This window comes from Alsobacter sp. SYSU BS001988 (assembly GCF_054796215.1).
This window is the reverse complement of the sequence record NZ_JBTAMK010000019.1, coordinates 41,528-65,851: the sequence shown is the minus strand read 5'-3', so window position 1 is coordinate 65,851 and position 24,324 is coordinate 41,528. Positions and strand designations below refer to the sequence as shown.

The 24,324-nt window shown below is 70.0% G+C and carries 21 protein-coding genes and 1 tRNA gene; 6 read left to right on the top strand and 16 right to left on the bottom strand.

Features of this window, described 5'->3' with window-relative positions; all coding sequences use genetic code 11:
- Position 1: 1 nt before the first annotated feature.
- The 3 genes from ACYVO7_RS23180 to ACYVO7_RS23170 are packed head-to-tail and all read left to right on the top strand — an operon-like array spanning position 2 to position 3,698.
- Positions 2 to 1,990 (top strand): hydantoinase B/oxoprolinase family protein, encoded by a 1,989-nt coding sequence (locus ACYVO7_RS23180; RefSeq protein WP_460452137.1) that lies wholly within the window; start codon positions 2 to 4, stop codon positions 1,988 to 1,990.
- On the top strand, positions 1,987 to 2,319 hold the full coding sequence (locus ACYVO7_RS23175; RefSeq protein ID WP_460452136.1) for a (2Fe-2S)-binding protein: 333 nt from the start codon (positions 1,987 to 1,989) through the stop codon (positions 2,317 to 2,319). The genes ACYVO7_RS23180 and ACYVO7_RS23175 overlap by 4 nt, the downstream gene beginning before the upstream one ends.
- Positions 2,310 to 3,698, top strand: a complete 1,389-nt coding sequence (locus tag ACYVO7_RS23170; RefSeq protein ID WP_460452135.1) for an FAD/NAD(P)-dependent oxidoreductase — start codon at positions 2,310 to 2,312, stop codon at positions 3,696 to 3,698. The genes ACYVO7_RS23175 and ACYVO7_RS23170 overlap by 10 nt, the downstream gene beginning before the upstream one ends.
- Positions 3,699 to 3,702: 4 nt before the next feature.
- Here ACYVO7_RS23170 and ACYVO7_RS23165 read toward each other — a convergent pair whose 3' ends face one another.
- Entirely contained in the window at positions 3,703 to 4,602 is a 900-nt protein-coding gene (locus ACYVO7_RS23165; protein ID WP_460452134.1) for a LysR family transcriptional regulator, read from the bottom strand.
- 644 nt (positions 4,603 to 5,246) lie between these two features.
- Here ACYVO7_RS23165 and ACYVO7_RS23160 point away from each other — a divergent pair.
- Positions 5,247 to 5,537, top strand: a complete 291-nt coding sequence (locus tag ACYVO7_RS23160) for a hypothetical protein (protein WP_460452133.1) — start codon at positions 5,247 to 5,249, stop codon at positions 5,535 to 5,537.
- Between the two features lie 25 nt (positions 5,538 to 5,562).
- Here ACYVO7_RS23160 and ACYVO7_RS23155 read toward each other — a convergent pair whose 3' ends face one another.
- Complete coding sequence (locus ACYVO7_RS23155) at positions 5,563 to 5,733, bottom strand: hypothetical protein (protein WP_460452132.1); 171 nt, start codon at positions 5,731 to 5,733, stop codon at positions 5,563 to 5,565.
- Positions 5,734 to 6,062: 329 nt separating this feature from the next.
- Positions 6,063 to 6,138 (bottom strand) — tRNA-Glu (locus ACYVO7_RS23150).
- Between the two features lie 143 nt (positions 6,139 to 6,281).
- Here ACYVO7_RS23150 and ACYVO7_RS23145 point away from each other — a divergent pair.
- Positions 6,282 to 7,271 carry a DMT family transporter gene (locus ACYVO7_RS23145; protein WP_460452131.1) on the top strand — a complete coding sequence of 330 codons (990 nt, stop codon included), beginning with the start codon at positions 6,282 to 6,284 and terminating at the stop codon, positions 7,269 to 7,271.
- Here ACYVO7_RS23145 and recJ read toward each other — a convergent pair.
- The 13 genes from recJ to coaD all read right to left on the bottom strand — a co-directional run bounded on the left by recJ (position 7,268) and on the right by coaD (position 22,337).
- On the bottom strand, positions 7,268 to 9,064 hold the full coding sequence (recJ, locus tag ACYVO7_RS23140; RefSeq protein WP_460452130.1) for a single-stranded-DNA-specific exonuclease RecJ: 1,797 nt from the start codon (positions 9,062 to 9,064) through the stop codon (positions 7,268 to 7,270). The two genes, ACYVO7_RS23145 and recJ, sit on opposite strands and share 4 nt — an antisense overlap.
- Before the next feature lie 79 nt (positions 9,065 to 9,143).
- The gene (gene dnaE, locus ACYVO7_RS23135; protein WP_460452129.1) at positions 9,144 to 12,629 is read right to left on the bottom strand and encodes a DNA polymerase III subunit alpha; all 3,486 of its coding nucleotides are present in this window, start codon (positions 12,627 to 12,629) and stop codon (positions 9,144 to 9,146) included.
- Positions 12,630 to 13,031: 402 nt separating this feature from the next.
- Positions 13,032 to 13,724: an ABC transporter ATP-binding protein gene (locus tag ACYVO7_RS23130; RefSeq protein WP_460452128.1), complete on the bottom strand. Its 693-nt coding sequence runs from the start codon at positions 13,722 to 13,724 to the stop codon at positions 13,032 to 13,034.
- Positions 13,725 to 13,729: 5 nt separating this feature from the next.
- Positions 13,730 to 15,022, bottom strand: coding sequence for a lipoprotein-releasing ABC transporter permease subunit (locus tag ACYVO7_RS23125; RefSeq protein WP_460452127.1), 1,293 nt, complete (start codon positions 15,020 to 15,022; stop codon positions 13,730 to 13,732).
- Positions 15,023 to 15,029: 7 nt separating this feature from the next.
- Complete coding sequence (gene proS, locus ACYVO7_RS23120) at positions 15,030 to 16,352, bottom strand: proline--tRNA ligase (RefSeq protein ID WP_460452126.1); 1,323 nt, start codon at positions 16,350 to 16,352, stop codon at positions 15,030 to 15,032.
- A gap of 627 nt (positions 16,353 to 16,979) precedes the next feature.
- Positions 16,980 to 17,210, bottom strand: coding sequence for a DUF1467 family protein (locus ACYVO7_RS23115; protein ID WP_460452125.1), 231 nt, complete (start codon positions 17,208 to 17,210; stop codon positions 16,980 to 16,982).
- Between the two features lie 31 nt (positions 17,211 to 17,241).
- The gene (gene mce, locus ACYVO7_RS23110) at positions 17,242 to 17,646 is read right to left on the bottom strand and encodes a methylmalonyl-CoA epimerase (protein WP_460452124.1); all 405 of its coding nucleotides are present in this window, start codon (positions 17,644 to 17,646) and stop codon (positions 17,242 to 17,244) included.
- 32 nt (positions 17,647 to 17,678) lie between these two features.
- On the bottom strand, positions 17,679 to 17,975 hold the full coding sequence (locus tag ACYVO7_RS23105; protein ID WP_460452123.1) for an FAD assembly factor SdhE: 297 nt from the start codon (positions 17,973 to 17,975) through the stop codon (positions 17,679 to 17,681).
- 182 nt (positions 17,976 to 18,157) lie between these two features.
- Positions 18,158 to 19,312 carry a tRNA guanosine(34) transglycosylase Tgt gene (tgt, locus tag ACYVO7_RS23100; protein WP_460452122.1) on the bottom strand — a complete coding sequence of 385 codons (1,155 nt, stop codon included), beginning with the start codon at positions 19,310 to 19,312 and terminating at the stop codon, positions 18,158 to 18,160.
- Positions 19,309 to 20,439, bottom strand: a complete 1,131-nt coding sequence (queA, locus tag ACYVO7_RS23095) for a tRNA preQ1(34) S-adenosylmethionine ribosyltransferase-isomerase QueA (RefSeq protein ID WP_460452121.1) — start codon at positions 20,437 to 20,439, stop codon at positions 19,309 to 19,311. The genes tgt and queA overlap by 4 nt, the downstream gene beginning before the upstream one ends.
- 173 nt (positions 20,440 to 20,612) lie before the next feature.
- Positions 20,613 to 21,080 carry a peptidylprolyl isomerase gene (locus tag ACYVO7_RS23090; protein ID WP_406857460.1) on the bottom strand — a complete coding sequence of 156 codons (468 nt, stop codon included), beginning with the start codon at positions 21,078 to 21,080 and terminating at the stop codon, positions 20,613 to 20,615.
- Between the two features lie 67 nt (positions 21,081 to 21,147).
- Entirely contained in the window at positions 21,148 to 21,711 is a 564-nt protein-coding gene (locus ACYVO7_RS23085) for a peptidylprolyl isomerase (RefSeq protein WP_460452120.1), read from the bottom strand.
- A 95-nt stretch (positions 21,712 to 21,806) separates the two neighbouring features.
- Positions 21,807 to 22,337 carry a pantetheine-phosphate adenylyltransferase gene (coaD, locus tag ACYVO7_RS23080; RefSeq protein ID WP_460452119.1) on the bottom strand — a complete coding sequence of 177 codons (531 nt, stop codon included), beginning with the start codon at positions 22,335 to 22,337 and terminating at the stop codon, positions 21,807 to 21,809.
- Positions 22,338 to 22,493: 156 nt separating this feature from the next.
- Here coaD and ACYVO7_RS23075 point away from each other — a divergent pair, with 156 nt between their 5' ends.
- On the top strand, positions 22,494 to 24,269 hold the full coding sequence (locus ACYVO7_RS23075) for a potassium/proton antiporter (RefSeq protein ID WP_460452118.1): 1,776 nt from the start codon (positions 22,494 to 22,496) through the stop codon (positions 24,267 to 24,269).
- The last annotated feature ends 55 nt before the right edge of the window (positions 24,270 to 24,324 follow it).

Sequence of the window (24,324 nt, the reverse complement as noted above, 5' to 3'; positions counted from 1 at the left end):
CATGTTCGACCGCATGAACTTGCAGGTCCTGGCCAATCACGTCCGCGCGGCGGCCGAGAACATGGCCCACACGCTGCAGCGCACCGCCCACTCGGCCTTCGTCAAGGAGACCGAGGACTTCACCGTCATGCTGATGAACCGGAAGGGTGAGACGTTCGGGGTTCCGATGGAGCTCGGCGCGACCTGGTATCCGGGCCTCACCTATGGGCGCGCCATCGCGATGGTGGAGGACTACAAGCCGGGCGACATCGCGTTCACGAACGACCCCTATTCCTGTTACGTCGCCACCCACGCGCCCGACACCCACCTGTGGAAGCCCATTTTCCACGAGGGCGAGATCGTCGCCTGGACGGGCGGGCACATCCACAACACCGACATGGGCGGCGCCGTCCCGGCCTCGCTCTCGCGCGCGCTCACGGAGATCCACCAGGAGGGCATCCGCTTCCCGCCGATGAAGCTCGTCAACGAGGGCGTCTACGACGAGCAGATCCTGCGGATCATGACCACCAACGTGCGCAAGCCGGACCTCAACGTCGGCGACATCAAGGCTCTCGTCGGCGCGCTCAATACGGGCGAGCGGAAGGTCTTGGCGATGATCGAGAAGTTCGGCCGCGACGCCTTCCTGGACGGAGTGGAGGCGCTGCTGGACCATGCCGAGGCGCAGGCGCGCGACATGCTGCGCGCCATGCCGGACGGGGTGTGGGAGTTCGCCGACTACGCCGACGAGGACTCGGTCGAGGCCAATCCCTGCCGCCTCAACGTCACGCTGACGATCCGCGGCCACGAGGCGGTGCTGGACTTCACCGGCTCCGACCCCCAGCTCGCGTCGTCGCTCAACGTTCCCTCCGGCGGCGACCCGCGGCACACGATCCTGCTGGTCGGCGTCTACTACGTGCTCTACACGCTCAACCCCAAGATCCTGCTCAACACGGGGCTGACGCGCCCCTTCACCTGCATCACCCCGGAAGGCACGGTGCTCAATCCGGTGTTCCCGGCCGCGGTGGGCATGCGCTCCCTCACCTGCGCACGGCTGCGTTCTGTGATCTTCGGCGCTTTCTCGCAGGTGCTGCCGGACCGCCTCCCGGCCGCTCCGGCGGGCAACAACTGCATCGTGAACGTCATGACGACGGACGAGCGCACCCGGCGTACCGTGATCGCGGCCGTCAACCCGGTAGTGGGCGGCGGCGGCGGCATGCCGCACCGGGACGGCGCAAACGGTTCCGGAGCGGACGCCGCCTATCTCAGGAACACGCCCATCGAGATCACCGAAACCGAAACGCCCGTCGAATTCATCCGCTACGGGTTGGCCAGGGACAGCGGCGGCGCCGGCCGCTGGCGTGGCGGGCTCGCGACCGAGATGGCGTTTCGCGTCTTCGCGCCGGACAGCCGCATCACGGCCCGCAACAGGGACCGGAGCTTCTTCCGCCCCTGGGGCGTGCTGGGCGGACGGGCCGCCGGGCTGTCCGACATGGTCGTCAACCCTGGCTCGCCCGACGCGCGGCGCCTCGGCAACATCGACACGGCCGTTCTCCAGCCCGGCGACGTGCTGGCGATCCGCTCCGCCGGCGGCGGCGGCCGCGGCGACCCTCGCGAGCGCGAGCCCTGGCGCGTCGCCCGGGACGTTGCGCGAGGCTACGTCTCGGCCGCGGCGGCCGAAACCGAGTACGGGATCGTCCTGCGGGACGGCGAGGTCGACGAGGCCGCCACGGCGGCGCTGCGCGGCGCGCAGGTTCCTCATCGCGGGCACTTCCACTTCGGTCCCGAGCGCGAGGGCTACGAGGCGCAGTGGACGCGCGATGCCTACGCCGCGCTGACCGCCATTCTGGCGGGACTGCCGATCCACTGGCGCTTCTTCACGAAGACGGAGATCTTTCGCCGCATGAAAGGCCGGGCTGGCGCGCAGGGCGTCGCGCAATCCTTTGCCGAGGCGCGGGCTCGCTTCCCGAACCTGCCCGCGCCGGCCACGACAATCCGCGAGGCGGCCGAATGAGCGAGGCCGGCCCGGCGGCCCGTCTGGTCCGGCCGGCGGCCCGTCTGGTCCGGCTTTCAGAGCTCGACCGGCCGCCCGTGAGCTTCACGCTCGATGGTGCGCCGCGCCATGCGCTCGCGGGCGACACGGTGCTGACCGCGGTTCTGTCGGTCGCACCCGCGCTGCGGCGCTCCGAGTTCGGCGGCGAGGCGCGCGCGGGCTTCTGCCTCATGGGAGCCTGCCAGGATTGCTGGGTCTGGCAGGAGCGAGGCCCCCGCCTGCGCGCCTGCGCGACCCTGCTGTCGGACGGCATGCGCCTCCTCACCGCGGCGCCCGGCCAATGGCCATGAGCGGAACGCCCCATCGCGTCGTGGTCGTGGGCGCCGGCCCGGCCGGCATCCGGGCCGCCGAGACCCTCGCCGCCGCCGGGCTCGGCCCGGTGGTGATCGACGAAGGCGTTCGCGCCGGCGGCCAGATCTACCGGCGGCCGCCGGATGGATTCAAGCGCCCGTCCGGGACGCTCTACGGCTCTGAAGCCGGCAAGGCGGTCGCCCTGCACGCCGCCTTCGACGCCATGGCGGCCGCGGGACGATTGCAGCACCGGCCCGGCAGCTCCGTTCTGGCGGTCGCGGACGGACGATTGCAGGTTCTCGGTCCGGAAGGCGCGTCCTGGATGGCGTTTGATCGCCTGATCCTCGCCACCGGGGCGACGGACCGGCTGGCGCCCGTGCCGGGCTGGGAACACGCAGGCGTCTACAGCCTCGGCGCGATGCAGATCGCCCTCAAGGCGCAGGGCGCGGCCTTTGGCCGGCGCATGGTCCTCGCCGGATCAGGGCCGCTGCTGACGCTGCTCGCCTCGCAACTGCTGAAGGCGGGCGCGGGCGTCGCCGCCGTTCTCGACACGGCTCCGCTCGGAGCGCAGCTGCGTGGCTTTCCCGGCCTTCTGTCGCGCCCGGCCCTGGCGCTGCGCGGTGCCGCCATGCGGGCCACCTTGGGGCGGCTCTACCATCCGGGCGCGCAGCTCGTCGCGATCGACACGGACGACCAAGGGCCGGCCTGCATCCGCTGGCGCGACGCTGCGGGGCGCGAGCGCCACACGCCCTGCGACGCGGTGGGGCTCGGCTGGCACCTGCGTCCCGAGACGCTGCTCGCCGAACTCGCCGGATGCGCTTTTGATTGGGACGAGGCCTGGCGCCAGTGGCTGCCCCGCGGAGACGCTTTCGGCCGGGCCGCCCCGGGCGTCTATCTGGCGGGCGATGGTTACCGGTTGCTCGGGGCCGACGGCGCCGAAGTCTCCGGCCGGCTTGCCGCGTCGGCTTGCCTGTCCGACCTCGGCCTGCCCGCGCCCGACGCCTCCCGGGACATGAAGCACCTTTCCCGGATCGAAGCCTTCGCCAAAGGGATCGCCCGCGCTTTTCCGTGGCCAGCCGGAATGGTGAGCGCCCTCCCCGACGAGGCCGTCGTCTGCCGCTGCGAGGCGGTCACGGCTGGCTCGATCCGCGAGGCTGTCGCGCATGGCGGAGCCGAAGCGAACCGCGCCAAGTCGATTTGCCGCGCCGGCATGGGGCGGTGTCAGGGTCGTTACTGCCAGTTGTCCAGCGCCGAGATCATCGCCGCGACGGTCGGCTTCAGCTCGCCCGAAGCGGCTGGACGACTGCGTGGCCAAGCGCCGGCTCGCCCCGCGCCCGTGTGGGCGCTCGCGACCGAGCCCCCGGCCGAAGGGTCCTAAGCCCCTACCGGCCAGAGCTCCAGCCCAGGGCCGCGCAGGCGCGCCTCAGATGGTCGCGCATCAGCTCGTGATTGCTGGACAGAAGGTGATCCTTGCGCGTCAGGAGCGCGATCGGCACCCGGATGCTTGGCGCAAAGGGGCGCTTGACGACCCCGGGGAAGTGCTCCCACGGCAAAAGCCCGTCCACCAGCGCAACGCCCAGTCCCTCCCGCACGAAAGGCAGCGCCGTGATCGACAGGTCGATCTCGATTGCGGGCGCATAGGTCAGCCCCTCGGCCTCGACCACCGCCGTCACGAGTCGAGCCGGAAGCGTGTCCGCCCGATAGGAAATCAGCGTTTCCTCGAGAAGGTCCCGAAAGTGGATCAATTCGCGTCCGGCGAACCGGTGTCCCTCCGGGATCACGCACACGAGCTCGGCATGGCCGATCGTCTCCACCTGGATCTCGTGCTGCGGCAGGTCGTTCATCGCGATGCCGAGCGACACCTCGTTGTTGCGCAGCATGTCGACGATGCTCGCGATCGGGGCGATGAGCGTCCGCACCACGATTTCGGGATGCTCCTCACGGAACCCGGCCAGCGCCCGCGGCAGGATCGACATCGATGGCGGGGCCGAGGCGGCGAGACGCACCAGGCCGGTGCGCCCTTGCCGCATGTCCACGGTGCGGCGACGCAGGGCGCCGAGCTGCGCGAAGATCTGCTCGGCCTGCGGGAAGATTTCATCCGCCTCCTGCGTCGGGATGAGACGGCCGCGTACCCGGTCGAACAGCTTGAACCCGAGCTGGTCCTCTGTGTGCAGCAGAATCTGGCTCAGGGCCGGCTGCGAAATGTTGAGCATCGCGGCCGCACCCGTCACGGTGCCGCATCGCATCAGGGTGCAGAAAACTTCGAGCTGTCGGGCGCGCATCGATCGGTCCGTTGGGCGCGAACGTCATACTGCGGGTCGGATAGCGCGCCAATCAGCGTAGCTTGAATCGGATCGGCCGAGCCGTCGCGTTCTATCGTCAGTCGGATAGCGCGGCGCGCGCCGCCTTACAGCTTGGAGCACAGCCGGTAGGCTTCGTGGATAGAGGAGTAGATGTCGCGGCTCGCGACGGCGTCGCCGATGCGATGCAGGTCGAAGTTCCCGGGCGCCCTCCCGGTTCGCTCAGCGCCGCTTTCGCGGCGATGAGCCAGCGGGGATCCGTGACGCCATGATTGGCCGCACGGCCGCGCAGGTCGTCGTAGACCTCCGTCAGGGGGGCTGTCCCATGTTCAACCACGACCTGCTTGGTCTTGGGTGGTCATCCGGTTCCGCTGCGCCGGCTGCCAGCGTCGAGGGGACAACCCGCCTGGCTGCCTGTGTCGCGCGTTTTGGCGCGGCTGCGACATTGGGCGAGCTCCTCCGGGTGTGGAGGTCGCGATGCCCGCGCAACTCCGAGGCAAGGCACAGGAAGCCGCAGAAGTACGGTCTGAAGTGAATTGGCACGATCGGCGACCTGGGCGACCCGCCGCCGCCCGACCTGCCGCCCAGCCTCAGGGAATGGACTGTCATCGAAGGAGGAAAGGCCGATGATGCAAGCGAAGCCAAAACAGGCCGGCGCCGCGGCTGAGGGCCGGCGCGTGACGTATTGTGTCGCGCTGCCCTTCTCGCGCGGAGAGGACGGTGAGCTCGCCGCGGGGGAAGCAGCGGAGTTTCAGAGTTCGGGGGCTGCCACCGGCGGCGCCCGGGCACTCGCGCGCAAGCACGGCGGGGCGGTCGCATTCTCCAGAACGGGAGATCCGAGCGTCGGCGAGTTCGAGGACGCATTGGTCCTTTTGCGGATCGGGGACGTTCCAGCCGATCTGACAATGCCTGAGTGATCGAATACCGGTAACCTAGAAGTCATCAGACCTCGATCGAGGTCTTCCGTTCAGTCGAGCCGCAGGCGGAGATAAGGGCCACCATCTCGGCCGGGCTTTCGATGATAACAGGAACGGCGCGTGCCCCACGGTCGCGCATCCAAGCAAACCGGTGTCTTCCGTCGTTTAAACCGAGAACCCCGTCCTGGAAGGTCACGCTCGGCATCTCGACCCGCCATCTCCCGAGAGAAGCCAATGACCGAATTTGTCGTACTTGTTGCGAGAGCCTGGCGCGCCTGTTGGCAGGTAGTAGGCCGGTCCGTCGCCGATCCACAATCGGTCAGCTTTGGCGACGTCAAGCCAAACCACGACCTCATTCTCTGCGCGCGGATCTGGCACCCACGAAACCAGCATCATGTTCGCAGACATAGTGGCTCACTCGTTCGACCGGCCAAGCGGCTTCAAGGCGTCATGCGTTATCGGCCAGCCGTCGCAGCTTGCAGCAACGATTTCGACAACGAAAACTGTTGAGAGAGGGGAAAACGTTGGCGCGCCCAACGGGACTCGAACCCGTGTTTTCGCCGTGAAAGGGCGACGTCCTAGACCGCTAGACGATGGGCGCAGCGCGAGGGGGCTTATAGGCGGGATCGGGGCTGCCGACAAGCCTTCTCGGCGAGGCCCGCGGCCGCGGGCCGGACCCTCCCCAAGCGGCCGATAAACCACTAGACAGGCGATCGGACGGGGCTGGAAACGCAGAGGATCGCCGTGGACGAGAGAGCTGGCGCGAGGCGCCCGGCGGGCGGAGGCTCCGCGGTCAACGGCGGCGCCGCGGAGGCGCGGGAGATCCCGGCCGCGGGTCGGCCCGCGGCCGAATCGGCGGGGTCGCCCGGGCTCGGCATCCTGATGATGCTGGTCGGCATCTTCCTGTTCGTCTGCAACGACGTGATGGGCAAATGGCTCGTCGCCACCTACAGCGTCGGGCAGGTGCTGCTGATCCGCAGCCTGTTCGCTCTGGTCCTCTTGGCGCCGATGATCCGCCGCGAGGGCCTGCGGCCGATCCTGAACCCGCCCCGCCCCGGGCTGCAGCTGCTGCGGATCGTCTTCTCCACCCTGGAGGTCGCGGCCTTCTACTGGGCCGTCGCCTATCTGCCGCTGGCGGACGTTGTGACGTTCTACCTCTCCGGGCCGATCTGGGTGACGGCGCTGGCCGGGCCCCTCCTCGGCGAGAAGGTGGGCTGGCGGCGCTGGACCGCCGTGCTGGTCGGCTTCGCGGGCGTGGTGATCGCCATGCGGCCGTCGCAGGCGGCCTTCGGGCTGCCGGCCCTCACGGCCGTCGCGGGCAGCCTGCTGTTCGCGCTTTTGATGATCACGACGCGGCGGCTGCGGGAGACGAGCGGCGTCACGCTGGTCACCTGGCAGGTGCTGGGCGCCCTCGCCTTCGGCGCCGTCGCCGCGCCGTTCCACTGGGTGACGCCGACGCCGAAGGACTTCCTGCTGCTCGGCATGCTGGGCGTGGTGGCCACCGTCGCGCATGTCTGCGTCAACCGGGCGCTGGCGCTCGCGTCGGCGGCGGTCGTCGTGCCCTACCAGTACACCCAGATCGCCTGGGCGATGCTGCTGGGCTGGCTCGTGTTCGGCGACCTGCCGGAGGCCGCCGTCTTCGCCGGCTCGGCCGTGATCGTGGCGGCCGGGCTCTATATCTTCCTGCGCGAGCAGGCGCTCGCCCGCAAGGCCGCGGCCAGGGATCCGTCCTAGGGACGGCTGGCCGGCCGGCCGATGTCGGCGAGGCGCAGCTGCACGCGTTCGGCCCCCTGCCAGCGGTCGACGGCGAGCTGGCCGGCGGCGTGCACCACCTCGCCGCGCGCCTCGAACAGCGCCTTGCCGAGCGGCTGGCCCACGGCCCGGAAGGCGATTCCGTCCAGCGTAGCGCCGTCGCCGGATTTGAGTCGCACGCGCACATGGCCGCGCCCCACCTCGACGGCCTCGACGAGCCGGTGCGAGGGCAGCGCGAAGGTCGGCTCGGGATGGCCAGACCCGAACGGCCCGGCCGTCTCGATCCGGCCCAGGAGGTCGAGCTTGGCGCCGCCCGCCGTGATGGCGGCGTCGATGGACAGGCCCTTGTCGGCCCGCGCCTGCGCCACCGCGTCCGAGAGCCGCTCCTCCAGGAAGGCGGCGAGGTCGGGCAGGCGCTCGCGCGCCAGGGTCGCGCCGGCCGCCATGGCGTGGCCGCCGCCCTTGACGGCGATGCCGGCCTCCACCGCGGCCCGCACGGCCCTGCCGATGTCGACCCCGGCGACGGAGCGGGCCGAGCCCGCGCCGATCCCGTTCGCCCCGAACGCGAAGGCGAAGGCCGGGCGGCCGAAGCGCTCCTTCAGGCGCGACGCGACGAGGCCGACCACGCCCGGGTGCCACGCGTCGGAGCCGACCGCGATCACCGACGCGCCCTCCTCGTCGACGCCGACCTGGCCGAGCGCCAGCCCCTCCCCTTCGGCCACCATGGCCTGCTCGATGACCTGCCTCTCGCCGTTGAGGCGGTCGAGGGTGGCCGCGATGGTCCCGGCCTCGGCCTCGTCCTCGCTCATCAGCAGGCGCGCGCCCAGCGCCGCGTCGCCGATGCGGCCGCCGGCGTTGATGCGCGGGCCGAGCAGGTAGCCCAGGTGGTAGGGGCGCGGCGGACCGTCGAGGCGCGCGACGTCCGCCAGCATGCGCAGGCCGACGCGCCCGCGCGCCTTCATGACGGCGAGGCCCTGGCGCACGAAGGCGCGGTTGAGCCCGACCAGCGGCACCACGTCCGCCACCGTGCCGAGGGCGACGAGGTCGAGCATGGCCATGAGGTCGGGCTCGCCGCCCTTCGCCCAGAAACCGCGGCGGCGCAGCTCGCGGTTGAGCGCCACGAGGGCGACGAAGACCACGCCCGCGGCGCAGAGCGAGCCCAGGCCCGACAGGTCGTCTTGGCGGTTCGGGTTGACGATGGCGACGGCCGGCGGCAGATCCTCGGGCGCCTGGTGATGGTCGATCACCACGGCGTCCATGCCGAGCCGGCGGGCTTCGCCCAGCGGTTCGTGGCTGGTGGTCCCGCAGTCCACCGTGACCAGCAAGGTCGCGCCGGCCGCCGCCAGGGAGCGGATGGCCTCGCTGTTGGGACCGTAGCCTTCGATGAGCCGGTCCGGGATGTGGATCCGCACCGGAACGCCGCAGGCCTGCAGATAGGAGGCCAGCAGCGCCGAGGAGGCGGCGCCGTCGACGTCATAGTCGCCGAAGACGGCGACGCTTTCGCGCCGCGCGACCGCGTCGGCGAGCCTGGCGGCGGCGGCGTCCATGTCGATCAGCGTCGAAGGGTCGGGCAGCAGGGTGCGCAGCCGGGGCTCGAGGAACCCCGGAGCGTCGATGGAGGCGACGCCGCGGCCCGCCAGGACGCGGGCGAGCACGTCGTCGAGGCCATGCTCCTGCACGATCGCGAGGGCGGCGGCCTGGCCGGCGTCGTCCAGCCGGTCGCGCCAGCGCCTGCCGGTGGCGGAGCGCTCGATGCCGAGAAAGGGACGGATCATGCGTCTGGCATAGCGCATGCGCCCGAGTCGGGGAATCCGCCCGCGCGGCGCGTCCACCGGAAAAGGCGGGCGCGCGCCCTCAGGCGAACTCGACCGCCACCACGCCCGGCACGGCCTTCAGCGCGCCGGCGACCTGCGGCGTCGCCTTGTAGCGGCCCGGCAGCTTGACCTCGACCTCGCGCTGGCCGTCCTCCAGCATCAGGACCAGGGCGATTTCGCCGTCGCCGCGCTCGCGCAGGCGCTCGGCGATGCTGCGGACCGGCTTGTCGTCGCGCAGGAACACCCGCATCGAGGATTTCAGCTTCTCGGCCGCGACCTCCAGCGGCTCGGCCGTGCCGATGCGCGCGCGCACCTCGTCGCCCTCGGCCGAAGCCTGCAGGGTGAGCACCACGGCCCGGCCGGGCTCCAGCAGGTCGCGATACTGGTTCAGCCCCTCGGAGAAGATGATCGCCTCGAAATGGCCGCTCTGGTCGGACAGCGCGAAGATGCCCATCTTGGATCCGGACTTGGTGCGCCGCTCGCTGCGGTCGAGCACCGTGGCGGCGACCCGCCCCATCGAGGCGCCGCCCCGCACGGCGCGGGCGAAGTCCGACCAGCGCTGCACCCGCAGCCGCTCCAGCACGTGGCCATACTCGTCGAGGGGATGGCCGGTGAGGAAGAAGCCGATGGCGTCATATTCGCGCTGCAGCCGCTCGGAGGCGAGCCAGGGCTCGTAGGGCGGCGTGCGGATGACCTCGACATGGCCGGCGCTGCCGAAGATGTCCGCCTGGCCGGCGGCCGCTTCCTCCTGGGCGCGGTTGGCGTGCGCCATGACGCCGTCGAGCAGCGCCATGCAGCGGGCCCGGTCCGGGTCGAGCTCGTCCAGCGCGCCGGCGGCGATGAGGCTCTCCAGCGTGCGCTTGTTCGCCAGGCGCGGGTTGAGGCGCCGGGCGAAGTCGGAGATGTCGCGGAAGGGCCCGTCCCTGCGGGCCGCCACCAGGCTCTCGACGGCGTGCGCGCCCACGCCCTTCACGGCGGCCAGCGCGTAGCGGATGGCGTAGCCGCCCGCGCCGTCGGGATGGACCTCGAAGGTGACGCCCGAGCGGTTGAGGCTGGGCGGCTCGACCCGGATGCCGAGCCGCTGCGCCTCGCGCCGGAATTCGGAGAGCTTGTCGGTGTTGGACATGTCCAGCGTCATCGACGCGGCCAGGAACTCCACCGGGTAGTTCGCCTTCAGGTAGGCGGTCTGGTAGGCGACCAGCGCGTAGGCGGCGGCGTGCGACTTGTTGAAGCCGTAGTCGGCGAACTTGGCCAGGATGTCGAAGACCTCGTCGGCCTTCTGTTGCGGCACGCCCTGCTTCACGGCGCCGGACACGAAGCGCACGCGCTGCGCGTCCATCTCGGCCTTGATCTTCTTGCCCATGGCGCGGCGCAGCAGGTCGGCCTCGCCGAGCGAGTAGCCCGACAGGATCTGCGCGGCCTGCATCACCTGTTCCTGGTAGATGATAACGCCTTGGGTCTCCTTCAGCACCGGCTCCAGCAGCGGGTGGATGAAGTCGGGCTCCTCCTCGCCGTGCTTGCGGGCGCAGTAGACCGGGATGTTGGCCATGGGCCCCGGCCGGTAGAGCGCCACGAGCGCGATGATGTCCTCGAACCGGTCGGCGCGCATCTCGACCAGCGCCTTGCGCATGCCGGCCGATTCCACCTGGAACACCGCGACCGTCTCGCCGCGCCCCAGCATCTCGAAGGTCTTCTTGTCGTCGATCGGGATCGCGGAGAGGTCGATGTGGATGTTGCGCTGCTTCAAGAGGTTCACGGCCGTCTTCAGCACCGTGAGGGTCTTCAGGCCGAGGAAGTCGAACTTCACGAGCCCGGCCGGCTCCACCCATTTCATGTTGAACTGGGTGACCGGCATGTCCGACTTCGGGTCGCGGTAGAGCGGCACGATCTGCTCGAGCGGCCGGTCGCCGATGACGATGCCGGCGGCGTGCGTGGAGGCGTGGCGGTAGAGGCCCTCCAGCTTCTGCGCCACCACCAGCATGCGGGCGACGACCGGGTCTTCGGCGGCGGCGGCCTGGAGCTTGGGCTCGCCCTCGATGGCCTGGGCCAGCGTCACCGGGTTGGCGGGGTTCTGCGGCACCAGCTTGGTCAGCTTGTCCACCTGCCCGTAGGACATCGACATCACGCGCCCGACGTCGCGCATGACGCCGCGGGCGAGCAGCGAGCCGAAGGTGATGATCTGCGCCACGCGGTCCTGCCCGTAGCGCTGCTGCACGTAGCGGATCACCTCCTCGCGGCGGTCCTGGCAGAAGTCGACGTCGAAGTCGGGCATCGACACGCGTTCGGGGTTGAGGAAGCGCTCGAACAGCAGGCCGAAGCGCAGCGGGTCCAGGTCCGTGATGGTCGTCGCATAGGCGACCAGCGAGCCGGCGCCCGATCCGCGGCCGGGCCCGACCGGGATGTCCTGCGCCTTCGCCCACTTGATGAAGTCCGCGACGATCAGGAAGTAGCCTGGATATTTCATCCGCTCGATGACGGAGAGCTCGAAGTCGAGCCGCTGGCGGTAGTCGTCCTCGGTGAGCCCCGGCGCGATCCCGTGCGCCTCGATCCGGCGCGTCAGGCCCTCCTGGGCTTGGCGGCGCAGCTCGGCCGCCTCCTCGGCGACGACCAGCGCGGGGTCCTCGTGGTCGCCGGTGGTGAAGCGCGGCAGGATCGGCTTGCCGGTGCGCGGCCGATAGCTGCAGCGCATCGCGATCTCGATGGTGTTGGAGGCGGCCTCCGGCAGGTCGCGGAAGATCTCCACCATCTCGGCGCGCGTCTTGAAGGCGTGGTCCGGCGTCACCCGCCGCCGCTCCGGATCCGACACCAGCCGACCGTCCGCGATCGCCAGCAGGGCGTCGTGGGCCTCGTAGTCGTCCGGCTTCGGGAAATAGGGCTCGTTGGTCCCCACCAGGGGCAGGCGCCGGGCGTAGGCGAGATCGATGAGGTCGTTCTCGACCCCGCGCTCGCTGTCGACGCCATGGCGCTGGATCTCGACATAGAGCCGGTCGCCGAAGGCCTGCGCCAGCAGGTCGAGCCGCGCGCCCGCGAGGTCCAGCTGCCCGGCCGCAATGGCCTTGTCGATGGGGCCGTCCGGTCCGCCCGTCAGCGCGATCAGGCCCTGCGAGCAGGCCAGCAGTTCGGCGACCTGGACATGCGGCGGCTCGCCGGGCGCGGGGCCCATATAGGCGCGGGACGCCAGGAGCATCAGGTTGGCGTAGCCGGCCGCGTCGGCGGCCAGCAGGACCAGCGTGGGCCTGGTCGGGACCGTCAGCCCCCTCCCCGGCTTGTCGTCGCCCATCTCCACCGAGAGCTCGACGCCGGTGATGGGCTGCACGCCGGCGGCCGACAACTTCTCGGAGAATTCCAGGGCGCCGAACAGGTTGTTGCTGTCCGTCAGGGCCAGCGCCGGCATGCGGTCCTTGATGGCGAGCTTCTTCAAATCGTCGATGCGCAGCGAGCCTTCCAGCAGCGAGAAGGAAGAGTGCACGTGCAGGTGCACGAAACCGACATCGCCCAGAACCCGACTCACGCTGAAGCCTCCCATCGCCGCGGCAGCACTCTCTCCGCCCTCGCGGGTGCGGTCCAGCGGACCGCGCGCCGCGGCTGTTGACGAGGGACGGTCCCGTTCCTTTTCCCGGCGCCCCGCTGCAACGGCGCCACCCCGCCCGCCGGCCGGCTCGTCGCAGGGGGCGCTTCATCTCAGGCAGGGAAGGCGTTGGCCCAGACCAGGATGGTGGCGGCGAAGGAGCTCAGGGCGGCGAGCTCGGCGATGTCGGCGATCAGCGTACGGACCATGATGTGCCTCCGTTCTCTTGATGAACCCATCATGTTCCGTTTTTGTTCGCTGCGCAACGGCGTCCCGCGACGACGGCCCCCTCGGGCGCGGAACTCCTCTTTCAGTGGTTAATCGGGCCGCCCGGCGGCCGTTAACGCCGGGCGGAACGCCTCAGGCGAGCTCGACCACGACGCCGTCCCGGATGGTCACGCGCCGGTCCATCTGGGCGGCGAGGTCGAGATTGTGGGTCGCCACGATGGCGGCGAGCCCCGTCTCCTTCACCAGCCGGGTGAGGATGTCGAAGACGTGCCGCGAGGTCTTCGGGTCGAGGTTGCCGGTCGGCTCGTCGGCCAGCAGAACGCGGGGCGCATTGGCCACGGCGCGGGCCAGCGCGACGCGCTGCTGCTCGCCGCCGGAGAGCTCGGCCGGACGATGCTTCAGCCGCTCGCCCAGTCCCAGATAGGTGAGGAGGCCGGTCGCCCTCTCGACCGCGTCCCGCCGGGCGAGCCCGCGGATGAGCTGCGGCAGCATGACGTTCTCCAGCGCGGTGAACTCGGGCAGGAGGTGGTGCGACTGGTAGACGAACCCGATCGCGTTGCGGCGCATCGCCGTGCGCTCGTCGTCCGCCAGCGACACCGTGCCGACCTTGTCGACATAGACCTCGCCGGCGTCGGGCTTCTCTAGCAGGCCGGCGATCTGCAGCAGGGTCGATTTGCCCGTCCCGGACGGCGCGATCAGGGCGACGGACTGCCCGGCCCACACCGCGAGATCGGCCCCGCGCAGGATCTCCAGCGCGCCGGCACCTTCCTTGAAGCGGCGCTGCACCTGGTAGAGATAGAGCGCCGGGTAGTCGTCCTTGGCCATCGCGGTCACTCGTACCGGAGCGCCTCGACCGGATCGAGCCGGGCGGCGCGCCACGAGGGATAGAGGGTCGCGATCAGCGACAGGACGAGGGCCAGGGTCACGATGGTCATGACCTCGTGCGGGTCGACCTCCGAGGGCAGCCGGCTGAGGAAGTAGAATTCGGCCGGAAACAGGTTGGTGTTGGTCATCCGAGACACGAAGGCCCGGATGGTCTCCACATTCATGCTGACCAGCAGCCCCAGCAGGAAGCCCGCGAAGGTGCCCACCACCCCGATGGCCGCTCCGGTGATCAGGAAGATGCGCATGATCGCGCCCCGCGTCGCCCCCATGGTGCGCAGGATGGCGATGTCGGCGCTCTTGTCCTTCACCAGCATGATGAGGCCGGAGATGATGTTCAGCGCCGCCACCAGCACGATCAGCATCAGGATCAGGAACATGACGTTGCGCTCGACCTCGAGCACGCCGAAGAACGTCTTGTTGCGCTGGCGCCAGTCCGACAGGATCATCGGCCGGCTGATCGACTTCTCCAGCTCCGCCTTCACGGCGTCGATCTGGTCGGGACGGGACAGGAAGACCTCGATGGCGGTGACGTCGTTGTCCCGGTTGAAATAGGCCTGGGCCTCCGTCAGCGGCATGTAGACGAAGCCCGCGTCGAACTCCGACATGCCGACCTCGAACACTGCCGCGACCGGATAGCTCTTGATCCGGGGGGCGACGCCGAACGGCGTCTCGGCGCCCTTCGGAGCGGTCAGCGTGATGGTGTCGCCCGGCCGGATGAAGAGCTGCTCGGCCAGCCTGCGGCCGATGGCGACGCCGCCCGCCGTGTCGAAGCCTTCCAGCGTGCCCTGCCGGACCGTGCCGCCGATGGCCGGGATCTGGGTGATGTCCTGCCCGCGCACGCCGCGCACCAGCACGCCCGCGGCCGCGCTCGGCGAGGAAGCCAGCGCCTGCCCTTCCACCATCGGGAACGCGAATTTGACGCCCCGGACGGCGTTGGCCTGGTCGGTGACCTCGGCGAAGTCCGTCATCGGCTTGTCGATGCCGGCGATGAAGACGTGGCCGTTGATGCCGACGATCTTGTTGAGCAGTTCCGAGCGGAAGCCGTTCATCACCGACAGCACGATGATGAGCGTCGCGACGCCCAGCATGATTCCCGCGAAGGAGAAGCCGGCGATCACCGAGATGAAGCCCTCGCGCCGGCGCGCCCGCAGATAGCGGCCCGCCACCATCCACTCGAAGCCCGCGAAGGGCCGCGTCCCGCGGGGGCCGGCTTTGGGTTCGACCGCGCCTGCCCTCATGCGCGCCTCAGGCCGTCAATCGCACGACGGCGTCCTCGACCGAGACGAGCGAGCGCTCGCCGGTCGCGCGCCGCTTCAGCTCGACCTTGCCCTCGGCCAGGCCCTTGGGGCCCACGAGCACCTGCCAGGGCGAGCCGATGATGTCGGCGGTGGCGAATTTCGCGCCCGGCCGTTCCTCGCGGTCGTCATAGAGCACGTCGACGCCGCGCGCGCCGAGCGCGCGATAGATCGTCTCGCAGGCGCCGTCCGTGCCGCTGTCGCCCACCTTCAGGTTCAGGAGCGAGACGTTGAAGGGCGCGATCGCGTCCGGCCAAACGATGCCGGCCTCGTCGTGCGACGCCTCGATCAGGGCCGCCACCAGGCGGGACGGGCCGATGCCGTAGGATCCCATGTGGACGGGCCGCTCCTGCCCGTCCGGGCCGGCGACCACGGCGCGCATCGGCTCGGAGTATTTCGTGCCGAAATAGAAGATGTGGCCCACCTCGATGCCGCGGGCCGACACCTGCCGGTCCGCCGGGACGGCCGCATAGGCGGCCGCGTCATGCATCTCGCTGGTGGCCGCATAGGGCGCCGTGTAGGCGTCGAAGATCGCCTGCAGGCCGGCCGCGTCCTCGAAATTCGTATCGGCGGGCGGGATCGGCAGGTCCAGGATGGACTTGTCGCAATAGACCTCGCTCTCGCCCGTGGAGGCCAGGATGATGAACTCGTGGCTGAGGTCGCCGCCGATGGGGCCGGTGTCGGCGCGCATCGGGATGGCGGTGAGGCCGAGCCGGTCGAAGGTCCGCAGATAGGCGGCGAACATCCGGTTGTAGGAGTGGCGCGCGCCGGCCTGGTCGAGGTCGAACGAATAGGCGTCCTTCATCAGGAACTCGCGCGAGCGCATGACGCCGAAGCGCGGCCGCACCTCGTCGCGGAACTTCCACTGGAGGTGATAGAGGTTCAGCGGCAGGTCCTTGTAGGACCGCACCGACCCCCGGAAGATCTCGGTGATCATCTCCTCGTTGGTGGGGCCGAACAGCATCTCCCGGTCGTGCCGGTCCTTGATGCGCAGCATCTCCTTTCCGTAGGCCTCGTAGCGGCTGGATTCGCGCCAGAGGTCGGCGGACTGGATGGTCGGCATCAGGAGTTCGATCGCGCCCGCGCGATTCTGCTCCTCGCGCACGACGGCGCTGATCTTGTTGAGCACGCGCAGTCCCAGCGGCAGCCAGGCGTAGATGCCGGCGGCCTCCTGCCGGATCATGCCCGCGCGCAGCATCAGGCGGTGCGAGACGATCTCCGCCTCGCGGGGGGCCTCGCGGAGGATGGGCAGGAAGTAGCGGGTGAGGCGCATGTCGGTCCAGGGCGGGCTAGAATGGGATATGCGAGAAGGCGCGGCGGTTCTCCGGCTTTTCGCTCCGCTCCATCAAAACCATCGTCAACCAAAAGACAAGCGATCCCGACCGGCGCCCTGCGGACCGAACCGGACCGACCCGGCCGGCGGCCCTGCATCTTTTCGCGTCGATCCATGCACAAAGAGATGACAGCGCCTTTTTGTTTCGCTATGAGTCTTCTACACAACAACAGGCCCACCCCGAACCAACGGGGAAAGGGTTCGTGGTCCAAGTCTTGGGAGGAAGACGGCCAAAAAGCCCGAGAAGGGCGACTGAACAGGACATTGCCCGGCGCCAGCAAGGCTGACGAAATGTTCTGTTCAAATAAGAAGACTAAAACAAAAGGCAAGACGAAAGTCTTGCCTTTTTCTTTTTGCGCAACTCCCAGTTGCAACACGATCGAGCTCTCGAATCTTCCCGGCCGCGCCGCCGCGCGGCTTGCGTCCGCGCCGAGATCGGGAGCCGCGAGCGGCTGAGCGGCGGGCCGCCGCAGCGGCCCGCGACGTCGCGGACGGCGTCGGCGGCGCCCGCGATTCAGGCGCCGCATGGACGCGCCGGCGGCGAATCGCCCCGCAGGGCGGAGCGCCTCAATAGTCGACGTAGACGATCATCACCCAGGCGAGCGCAAAGACCGGAATCGCCGCCAGCGTGGTCAGGACGACCTTGCGTCCCATGCGCGGCAGCATCGGCGCCCCGGGTTCGGTGCCGTCGGCGACCTCGCCGGCCTCGTGCTGGCTGCGGACGCCGAGCGGCAGGATCGCGAACAGCGTCAGCCACCAGATGATGAAGTACAGCGCCAGCGCGCCCGAGATGCTCATGGTGACACTCTCGTCCGGGCGCGCGCCCGGCTCAGGCCTGCTCGAGTTCGACGAGCGCGCCGTTGAAATCCTTGGGGTGCAGGAACAGCACCGGCTTGCCATGCGCGCCGATGCGCGGCGAGCCGTCGCCCAGCACGCGCGCGCCCGTCGCCTTCAGGCGGTCGCGGGCGGCCAGGATGTCGTCCACCTCGTAGCAGAGATGGTGGATGCCGCCGTCGGCGTTCTTCTCGAGGAACTTGGCGATGGGCGAGTTCTCGCCCAGCGGCTGCAGGAACTCGATCTTGGTGTTGGGCAGGTTGACGAACACCACCGTCACGCCGTGCTCGGGCTGGTCGGTCGGAGGGGAGACGTCGGCGCCCAGCGTGTCGCGATAAAGCCGCGACGCGGCCTCGATGTCGCGGACCGCGATGGCGACGTGGTTGAGCCGGCCGATCATGCGCTGTTCCCCTCTTCGCGGCGTCCGCCGCCTCAGACGTTGATCGGCCCCAGATGGGTGTGGAACGCCTTGATGCGACGGAACACCGGCGTGTCGTAGTTGGCGGGCGTCGGCGCCTCGCCGGTGAGCCACGTCAGGATGTCGCGGTCCGGGGCCTCGATCAGGTGCTCGTAGACGTCGAGCTCGGCGTCGGTCAATTGGTCGATTTGCGCATCGGCGAACTGGCCCATGATGAGGTCCATTTCGCGCATGCCGCGATGCCAGGACCGGAACAGCACCTTGCGGCGGCGCGGGTCGAGGTCGGCGCTGGTGCGCGTGGTGCCGGTCATGAGGCGGACTCCGATGGTCGTTGTGGCCTTCTATAACCGCGCCGCCCTCGCCTGTCATGGCGCAGGTCGCCGCGGGAGACCTTCTCCCCGGCACGGGGAGAAGGCGGCGCGAAGCGCCGGATGAGGGGAGCGGCTGGACCACCCTCGCCCCAGCCCTCCCCGTGGGGGCCGACGAAGCCGCCCTACCCCGCCCAGGGCTCCAAATCGCCGCGCGTCCAGCCGTCCTTGGTCTCCGCCGCGAAGTCGTCGTAGCGGCCGTCCGCGATGGCCTTGCGCATGCCGGCGGTGAGGTCCTGGTAGTAGGCGAGGTTCACCCAGGTGAGCAGCATCATGCCGAGGATCTCGCCCGCCTTCACGAGGTGGTGCAGATAGGCGCGGCTGTAGTCGCGGGCGGCCGGGCAACTGGACTGCTCGTCGATCGGGCGCGGATCGTCGGCGTGGCGGGCGTTGCGCAGGTTGATCTTGCCGAAGCGCGAGAAGACCTGACCGTGGCGGCCGGCGCGGGTGGGCATCACGCAGTCGAACATGTCGACGCCGCGCCGCACGGCCTCGATCAGGTCGTCCGGCGTGCCGACGCCCATGAGGTAGCGCGGCTTCTCCTTCGGCAGATGCGGCTCCACGGTCTCGATCATGGCCAACATGACGTCCTGCGGCTCGCCCACCGCGAGGCCGCCGATCGAATAGCCCTTGAATCCCATGTCGGCGAGCGCCTTGGCGCTGCGCACGCGCAGATGGGGGACCGCGCCGCCCTGCACGATGCCGTAGAGCGCCCGGCCCGGCTGCTCGCCGAAGGCGACGCGCGAACGCTCAGCCCAGCGCAGGCTGAGCTCCATGGCCCGCTCGGCCTCCGCGTCCGAGCAGGGCAGCTTCACGCATTCGTCGAGCTGCATCTGGATGTCGGAGCCGAGCAGTCCCTGGATCTCGATCGAGCGCTCGGGCGTGAGCACGTGCTTGGCGCCGTCCACGTGGGAGCGGAAGGTCACGCCGTTTTCGTCGAGCTTGCGCAGCTGGGCCAGCGACATCACCTGGAAGCCGCCCGAGTCGGTCAGGATCGGGTACGGCCAGTTCATCATCTTGTGCAGCCCGCCGAGGCGGGCCACGCGCTCCGCGCCGGGGCGCAGCATCAGGTGATAGGTGTTGCCCAGCACGACATCCGCGCCGAGGGCCTTCACCTGCTCGGGATACATGGCCTTGACGGTGCCGGCCGTGCCCACCGGCATGAAGGCCGGCGTGCGGATGACGCCGCGCGGCATGCGGATCTCGCCCGTGCGGGCGGCGCCGTCCGTGGCCGACACCGTGAAGGTGAAGTCCTCGACGGGAGCGTCCACGGGGATCATGAGGCCTTCTCCGCAAAGTTGTCGGAGGAGGCTCGTCGCTCCCCGTCAGGAGAGTGAGGGAACAGCAGGCTGGCGTCGCCATAGCTATAGAAGCGGTAGCCTGTCGCGATGGCGTGCGCGTAGGCGGCCCGCATCGACTCCAGGCCGCTGAAGGCGCTCACCAGCATGAACAGCGTGGAGCGCGGCAGGTGGAAATTGGTCATCAGCGCGTCCACGGCCCGGAAGCGGTAGCCGGGGGTGATGAAGATCGAGGTCTGGCCCTGCCACGGCGCGAAGCGGCCGTCCTCGGACGCGGCGCTTTCCAGCAGGCGCAGCGAGGTGGTGCCGACGGAAACGATCCGCCCCCCAGCTTCGCGTGTGGCGTTCAGCTCCGCGGCGGCCTCGGCCGAGATCATCCCCCACTCGGCGTGCATCTTGTGGTCGCCGGTGTCGTCCGCCTTCACGGGGAGGAACGTGCCGGCCCCGACATGGAGGGTGAGCCGCGTCAGGCCGACGCCGCGCGCGGCGAGGCGCTCGGTCAACTCGGGGGTGAAATGCAGGCCGGCCGTCGGGGCGGCCACCGCGCCCTCATGCTCGGCGAACAGGGTCTGGTAGTCGCTGCGGTCGCGGTCGTCCTCGCCGCGCTTGGCCGCGATATAGGGCGGCAGCGGGATATGGCCGATACGCGCGATCGCCTCGTCCAGAACGGGGCCCGTGAAGGCGAAGCGCAGAAGCACCTCGCCGCCCTCCCCCTTCTCGACCACCTCGGCGTCCAGGCTGGCCAGTAGGCAAGCCATGCTCTCGCTGTCCTCGCCGAAGCGGATGCGCTCGCCGACCGCGAGGCGCTTGGCGGGCCGCACGAAGGCGCGCCAGAGGTCCGGCCCCTCGCGCAGGTGCAGGGTGGCCTGGATATGCGCGACGGCGTCTCCGCGGACCCGAACGCCGTCGAGGCGCGCCGGGATCACGCGGGTGTCGTTGACCACCAGCCGGTCGCCCGGCTGCAGCAGGTCCGGCAGGTCGCGGACGACGCGGTCAGCCAGCGCCGAGCCGGGGCGCACGACGAGCATGCGCGCGGCGTCGCGCGGCTGCGCGGGGCGCAGCGCGATCGATGCTTCGGGGAGTTCGAAATCGAAGAGATCGACTTTCATGCGGACTCTGAATGAGCGCCTTGGAGGTGCGCGTTCCCTCTCCCGCACCGGGGCAGGGTCAGGGAGGGGCCGGGAGCGCGCCGGAACGCAAAGGGGCGCCCTGCCCCGGCGCCCCCTCTGTCCGCTTCGCCGACATCTCCCCCGCTGCGCGGGAGAGACTGGCGCGTCGAGACTCAGGCCGCTTCGTCGGCCATGCGCGCCGTCACGATCTTGTCGGGATCCTTCACCGGCTCGCCGCGCTTGATCTTGTCGACATTGTCCATGCCTTCCACGACCTTGCCCCACACCGTGTATTGACGGTCGAGGAAGCGGGCGTCGTCGAAGACGATGAAGAACTGGCTGTCGCCGGAGTTCGGGTCCTGCGAGCGCGCCATGGAGCAGACGCCGCGCACATGCGGCTCGGCGTTGAACTCCGCCTTCAGCTTCTTGCCGGACCCGCCCATGCCGGTGCCGGTCGGGTCGCCGGTCTGGGCCATGAAGCCCTCGATGACGCGGTGGAACGGCACGCCGTCATAGAATTTCGACCGCGCCAGTTCGGCGATGCGGGCGACGTGGCCGGGGGCCAGATCGGGGCGCATCTCGATGACCACGCGGCCCTGGGTGGTCTCCAGGATGAGGGTGTTGGAGGGGTCGCTCGCCATGAATGTGGCTCCTTCCTTGATGGGTTCGGCTTGGCGGGGGCGATGCTTTCGCCCGTGTCGTGGGTCGTTACTTCGCGTCGGCCAGGAGGCGCAGGCTGACGATCTTGTCCGGGGCCTTCACCTGCCCGTTGGCGTTGGGGTCGCCCTTCTTCACCTTGTCGACCACGTCCATGCCGGACACCACCTCGCCGATGACCGTGTACTGGCCGTTCAGGAAGCTCGCGTCGTCGAAGCAGATGAAGAACTGGCTGTTGGCCGAGTTCGGCGAGTTGGCGCGCGCCATCCCGAGCGTGCCGCGCTTGAACGGCTCGCGGGAGAACTCCGCCGGCAGGTTCGGCAGGTCCGAGCCGCCCGTGCCGGTGCCGGTCGGGTCGCCGGTCTGGGCCATGAAGCCCGGGATCACGCGATGGAAGACGATGCCGTCATAGAAGCCGCGCTTGGTCAGCGCCTTGATCTGCTCGACATGCTTGGGGGCGAGGTCGGGCCGCAGCCGGATCGTGACCTTGCCGTCCTTGGTGGTCATCACCAGCGTGTTTTGCGGGTCGGCGGCGGGTTGGCCTTGCGCCTGCGCGGGGGCGACCGCCATGAGGCTGGCCGCAAGGGCGAAGGCGGCGACGAACAGTCTGATCATGAAACCTCCCGATGAAGCAGGGACCGATGGCGACGGGCGGACCGGGTCTCGCTCCGGCCCATGCCGGGCGGCGATCCCCGGTTCGTGCGTCGAACTCACGCTTTGCCGGCGAATTTGGCTTTCAGCCGCGCCGCGACGCCTTCCGGGACGAAGCGCGAGACGTCTCCGCCCATCGCGGCGATCTGGCGGACGAGCGTGGCCGTGATGGGGCGGACCATGGGCGAAGCTGGCAGGAAGACGGTCTGGATGTCGGGGGCCATCGCCTCGTTCATCCCGGCCATCTGCATTTCATAGTCGAGATCCGTGCCGTCCCGCAGGCCGCGGATCAGCATGGAGGCGCCGACGCGGCGGGCGGCCGTGATCGCCAGGTCGTCGAAGGTGACGACCTTGAGGCCGGCGCCGGCCTCCCGGGCCACGTCGGCGCACTCGGCCTCGATCAGCGCCTTGCGCTCGTCGGCCGTGAAGAGCGGCGCCTTGCCGGGATGGACGCCGATCGCGACGACGAGTTCGTCCGCCAGCCGGCAGGCGTTGCGGACGACGTCGATATGGCCGTTCGTGATCGGATCGAACGAACCGGCGTAGAAGGCGATGCGGGACGGCCGGGGCCGGACGGGAGCGGAGGACATGCCGCAAGCTCTATCGCGCGCGCCTTGCAGCGGCAAGCGCGGCGGGCGTCCCGCGCCGGGGCCGGCCCTCTCCGCCAAACGAAACTCGCCGGGAAACTTTTGCAAAATCCGTCCCGAGCGGTTGTTCAGGCCGCGCCGGGCCCCGATAGTGCCGGTATGAACGCCCTCTTCGCCGCGCACGCCACTCTCCTCTTCGCCGCCGCCGCCGCCCTGATCGGCATTCTGTCCAGCCTGGCCGCGTCCCGCTTCGGCGTGCCGATCCTGCTCGTGTTCCTCGCCGTCGGCATGCTGGCGGGCGACAGCGGCCCGGGCGGGGTGGTGTTCAACGACTACGGCCTCACCTATCTGGTCGGCTCCGCCGCCATCGCGATCATCCTGTTCGACGGAGGGCTGCGCACCCGCGCGGCGACGATCCGCTCCGTCCTCGCCCCGGCCGGCGTGCTGGCCTCCGCGGGCGTGCTGCTGACGGCGGCCATCACGGGCGGCGTCGCCCGGCTGGCGCTGGGGATCGACTGGGTCCCGGCCCTGCTGATCGGCGCCATCATGGCGTCCACCGACGCGGCGGTGGTGTTCTTCCTGTTGCGCACGGGCGGGCTGCAGCTGAAGCGGCGCGTCGGCGCGACCCTGGAGGTGGAGTCCGGCACCAACGACCCGTTCGCCGTGCTGCTCACCGTCATCCTGGTCGAGATCGCGCTGGGCGGTCCCGGCGCCGACGCCGCCCATATCGTGGTGGCGATCCTGCGGGAGGCGTCGCTCGGCGTCATCATCGGGGTGGCGGGCGGGCTCGGCCTCGTCTTCGTGCTCAACCGCCTGAGCCTCCCGGCGGGCCTGCATCCCGCCTTCGTGGTCACGGCGGCGCTGGTGGTGTTCTCGCTGACGCAGATCCTGGGCGCGAGCGGCTTCCTGGCCGCCTATGTGGCCGGCCTCGTCGTCGGCAACCGGCCCGTGCGCGCCTATGCGTCGATCGCCAGCTTCCACGACACGGCGACGTGGCTGTGCCAGATCGCGCTCTTCACCCTCCTGGGCCTGCTGGTGTCCCCGAAGCTGATCCTGCCGGTGCTCGGGCCGGCGCTCGCCATCGCGCTGGTGCTGATCGTCGTCGCCCGTCCCGTGGCCGTGTTCCTGTGCCTGACGCCGTTCCGGTTCTCGCGGCGCGAGATGGCCTTCGTGTCCTGGGTCGGGCTGCGCGGCGGCGTCTCCATCTTCCTCGCCACCATCCCGACGCTGGCCGGGCTGCCGGGATCGGAGATCTATTTCAACGTCGCCTTCGTGGTCGTCGTGGTCTCGCTGATCGTGCAGGGCTGGACGATCGGCTACGCCGGGCGGCGGCTCGGCGTGGCGCTGCGCGATCCCGCGCCCGAGGTCCAGCGCATCGACATCGACCTGCCGGGCCAGCTCGACGCCGAGCTGGTGGGCTATCCGTTGCTCGAACAGAGCCCCGCGAGCCGGCACAGGGCCATGCCGCCCTGGGTGAAGCCGGTGCTCGTGGTGCGCGACGGGCGCGTGCTGGAGCCGGGCGAAGCCGGCCCGCTGCTGCCGCGCGACTACGGCTACTTCCTCGCGCCGACGTCGCGGCTGGCCCGCCTCGACCGGTTCTTCGCCGTGGACGGCGCCGCGCCGGAAACCGAGGCGATGGCGGAGTTTCCCTTCGACGGCAGCCTGAGCGTGGGCGCGGTGGCGGACCTCTACGGGCTCGACGTCGGCTCCGACGAGCGCGCCATGTCGATCGCCGAGCTCTTCGCCCAGCGCCTCGACGACGCGCCGCAGGAGAACGACCGGGTCGACCTCGGCGCCGCCAGCCTCATCGCCCACAACGTCGTCGACGAGAAGGTCCGGCTGGCGGGCCTGATCCTCGAGGCCGGCCCGGAGGACGAGGAGGCCGCGGCCAAGGCCGAACCATGGTGGAGCCGCCTCTTCGCACGGATCGGTTGAAGTTGCGCTAAGCTTCCGCTGGAGAAGCGAGCGGACCGGCGAGTCGAAGCGGGGG

Bases quoted from the DNA above. Each gene is read 5' to 3' on its own strand.
- ACYVO7_RS23180 (WP_460452137.1), top strand. From the start codon at position 2: ATGTTCGACCGCATGAACTTGCAGGTCCTGGCCAATCACGTCCGCGCG.
- ACYVO7_RS23175 (WP_460452136.1), top strand. From the start codon at position 1,987: ATGAGCGAGGCCGGCCCGGCGGCCCGTCTGGTCCGGCCGGCGGCCCGT.
- ACYVO7_RS23170 (WP_460452135.1), top strand. From the start codon at position 2,310: ATGGCCATGAGCGGAACGCCCCATCGCGTCGTGGTCGTGGGCGCCGGC.
- ACYVO7_RS23165 (WP_460452134.1), bottom strand. From the start codon at position 4,602: ATGCGCGCCCGACAGCTCGAAGTTTTCTGCACCCTGATGCGATGCGGC.
- ACYVO7_RS23160 (WP_460452133.1), top strand. From the start codon at position 5,247: ATGATGCAAGCGAAGCCAAAACAGGCCGGCGCCGCGGCTGAGGGCCGG.
- recJ (WP_460452130.1), bottom strand. From the start codon at position 9,064: ATGATCCGTCCCTTTCTCGGCATCGAGCGCTCCGCCACCGGCAGGCGC.
- dnaE (WP_460452129.1), bottom strand. From the start codon at position 12,629: ATGGGAGGCTTCAGCGTGAGTCGGGTTCTGGGCGATGTCGGTTTCGTG.
- ACYVO7_RS23130 (WP_460452128.1), bottom strand. From the start codon at position 13,724: ATGGCCAAGGACGACTACCCGGCGCTCTATCTCTACCAGGTGCAGCGC.
- ACYVO7_RS23125 (WP_460452127.1), bottom strand. From the start codon at position 15,022: ATGAGGGCAGGCGCGGTCGAACCCAAAGCCGGCCCCCGCGGGACGCGG.
- proS (WP_460452126.1), bottom strand. From the start codon at position 16,352: ATGCGCCTCACCCGCTACTTCCTGCCCATCCTCCGCGAGGCCCCCCGC.
- ACYVO7_RS23115 (WP_460452125.1), bottom strand. From the start codon at position 17,210: ATGAGCATCTCGGGCGCGCTGGCGCTGTACTTCATCATCTGGTGGCTG.
- mce (WP_460452124.1), bottom strand. From the start codon at position 17,646: ATGATCGGCCGGCTCAACCACGTCGCCATCGCGGTCCGCGACATCGAG.
- ACYVO7_RS23105 (WP_460452123.1), bottom strand. From the start codon at position 17,975: ATGACCGGCACCACGCGCACCAGCGCCGACCTCGACCCGCGCCGCCGC.
- tgt (WP_460452122.1), bottom strand. From the start codon at position 19,312: ATGATCCCCGTGGACGCTCCCGTCGAGGACTTCACCTTCACGGTGTCG.
- queA (WP_460452121.1), bottom strand. From the start codon at position 20,439: ATGAAAGTCGATCTCTTCGATTTCGAACTCCCCGAAGCATCGATCGCG.
- ACYVO7_RS23090 (WP_406857460.1), bottom strand. From the start codon at position 21,080: ATGGCGAGCGACCCCTCCAACACCCTCATCCTGGAGACCACCCAGGGC.
- ACYVO7_RS23085 (WP_460452120.1), bottom strand. From the start codon at position 21,711: ATGATCAGACTGTTCGTCGCCGCCTTCGCCCTTGCGGCCAGCCTCATG.
- coaD (WP_460452119.1), bottom strand. From the start codon at position 22,337: ATGTCCTCCGCTCCCGTCCGGCCCCGGCCGTCCCGCATCGCCTTCTAC.
- ACYVO7_RS23075 (WP_460452118.1), top strand. From the start codon at position 22,494: ATGAACGCCCTCTTCGCCGCGCACGCCACTCTCCTCTTCGCCGCCGCC.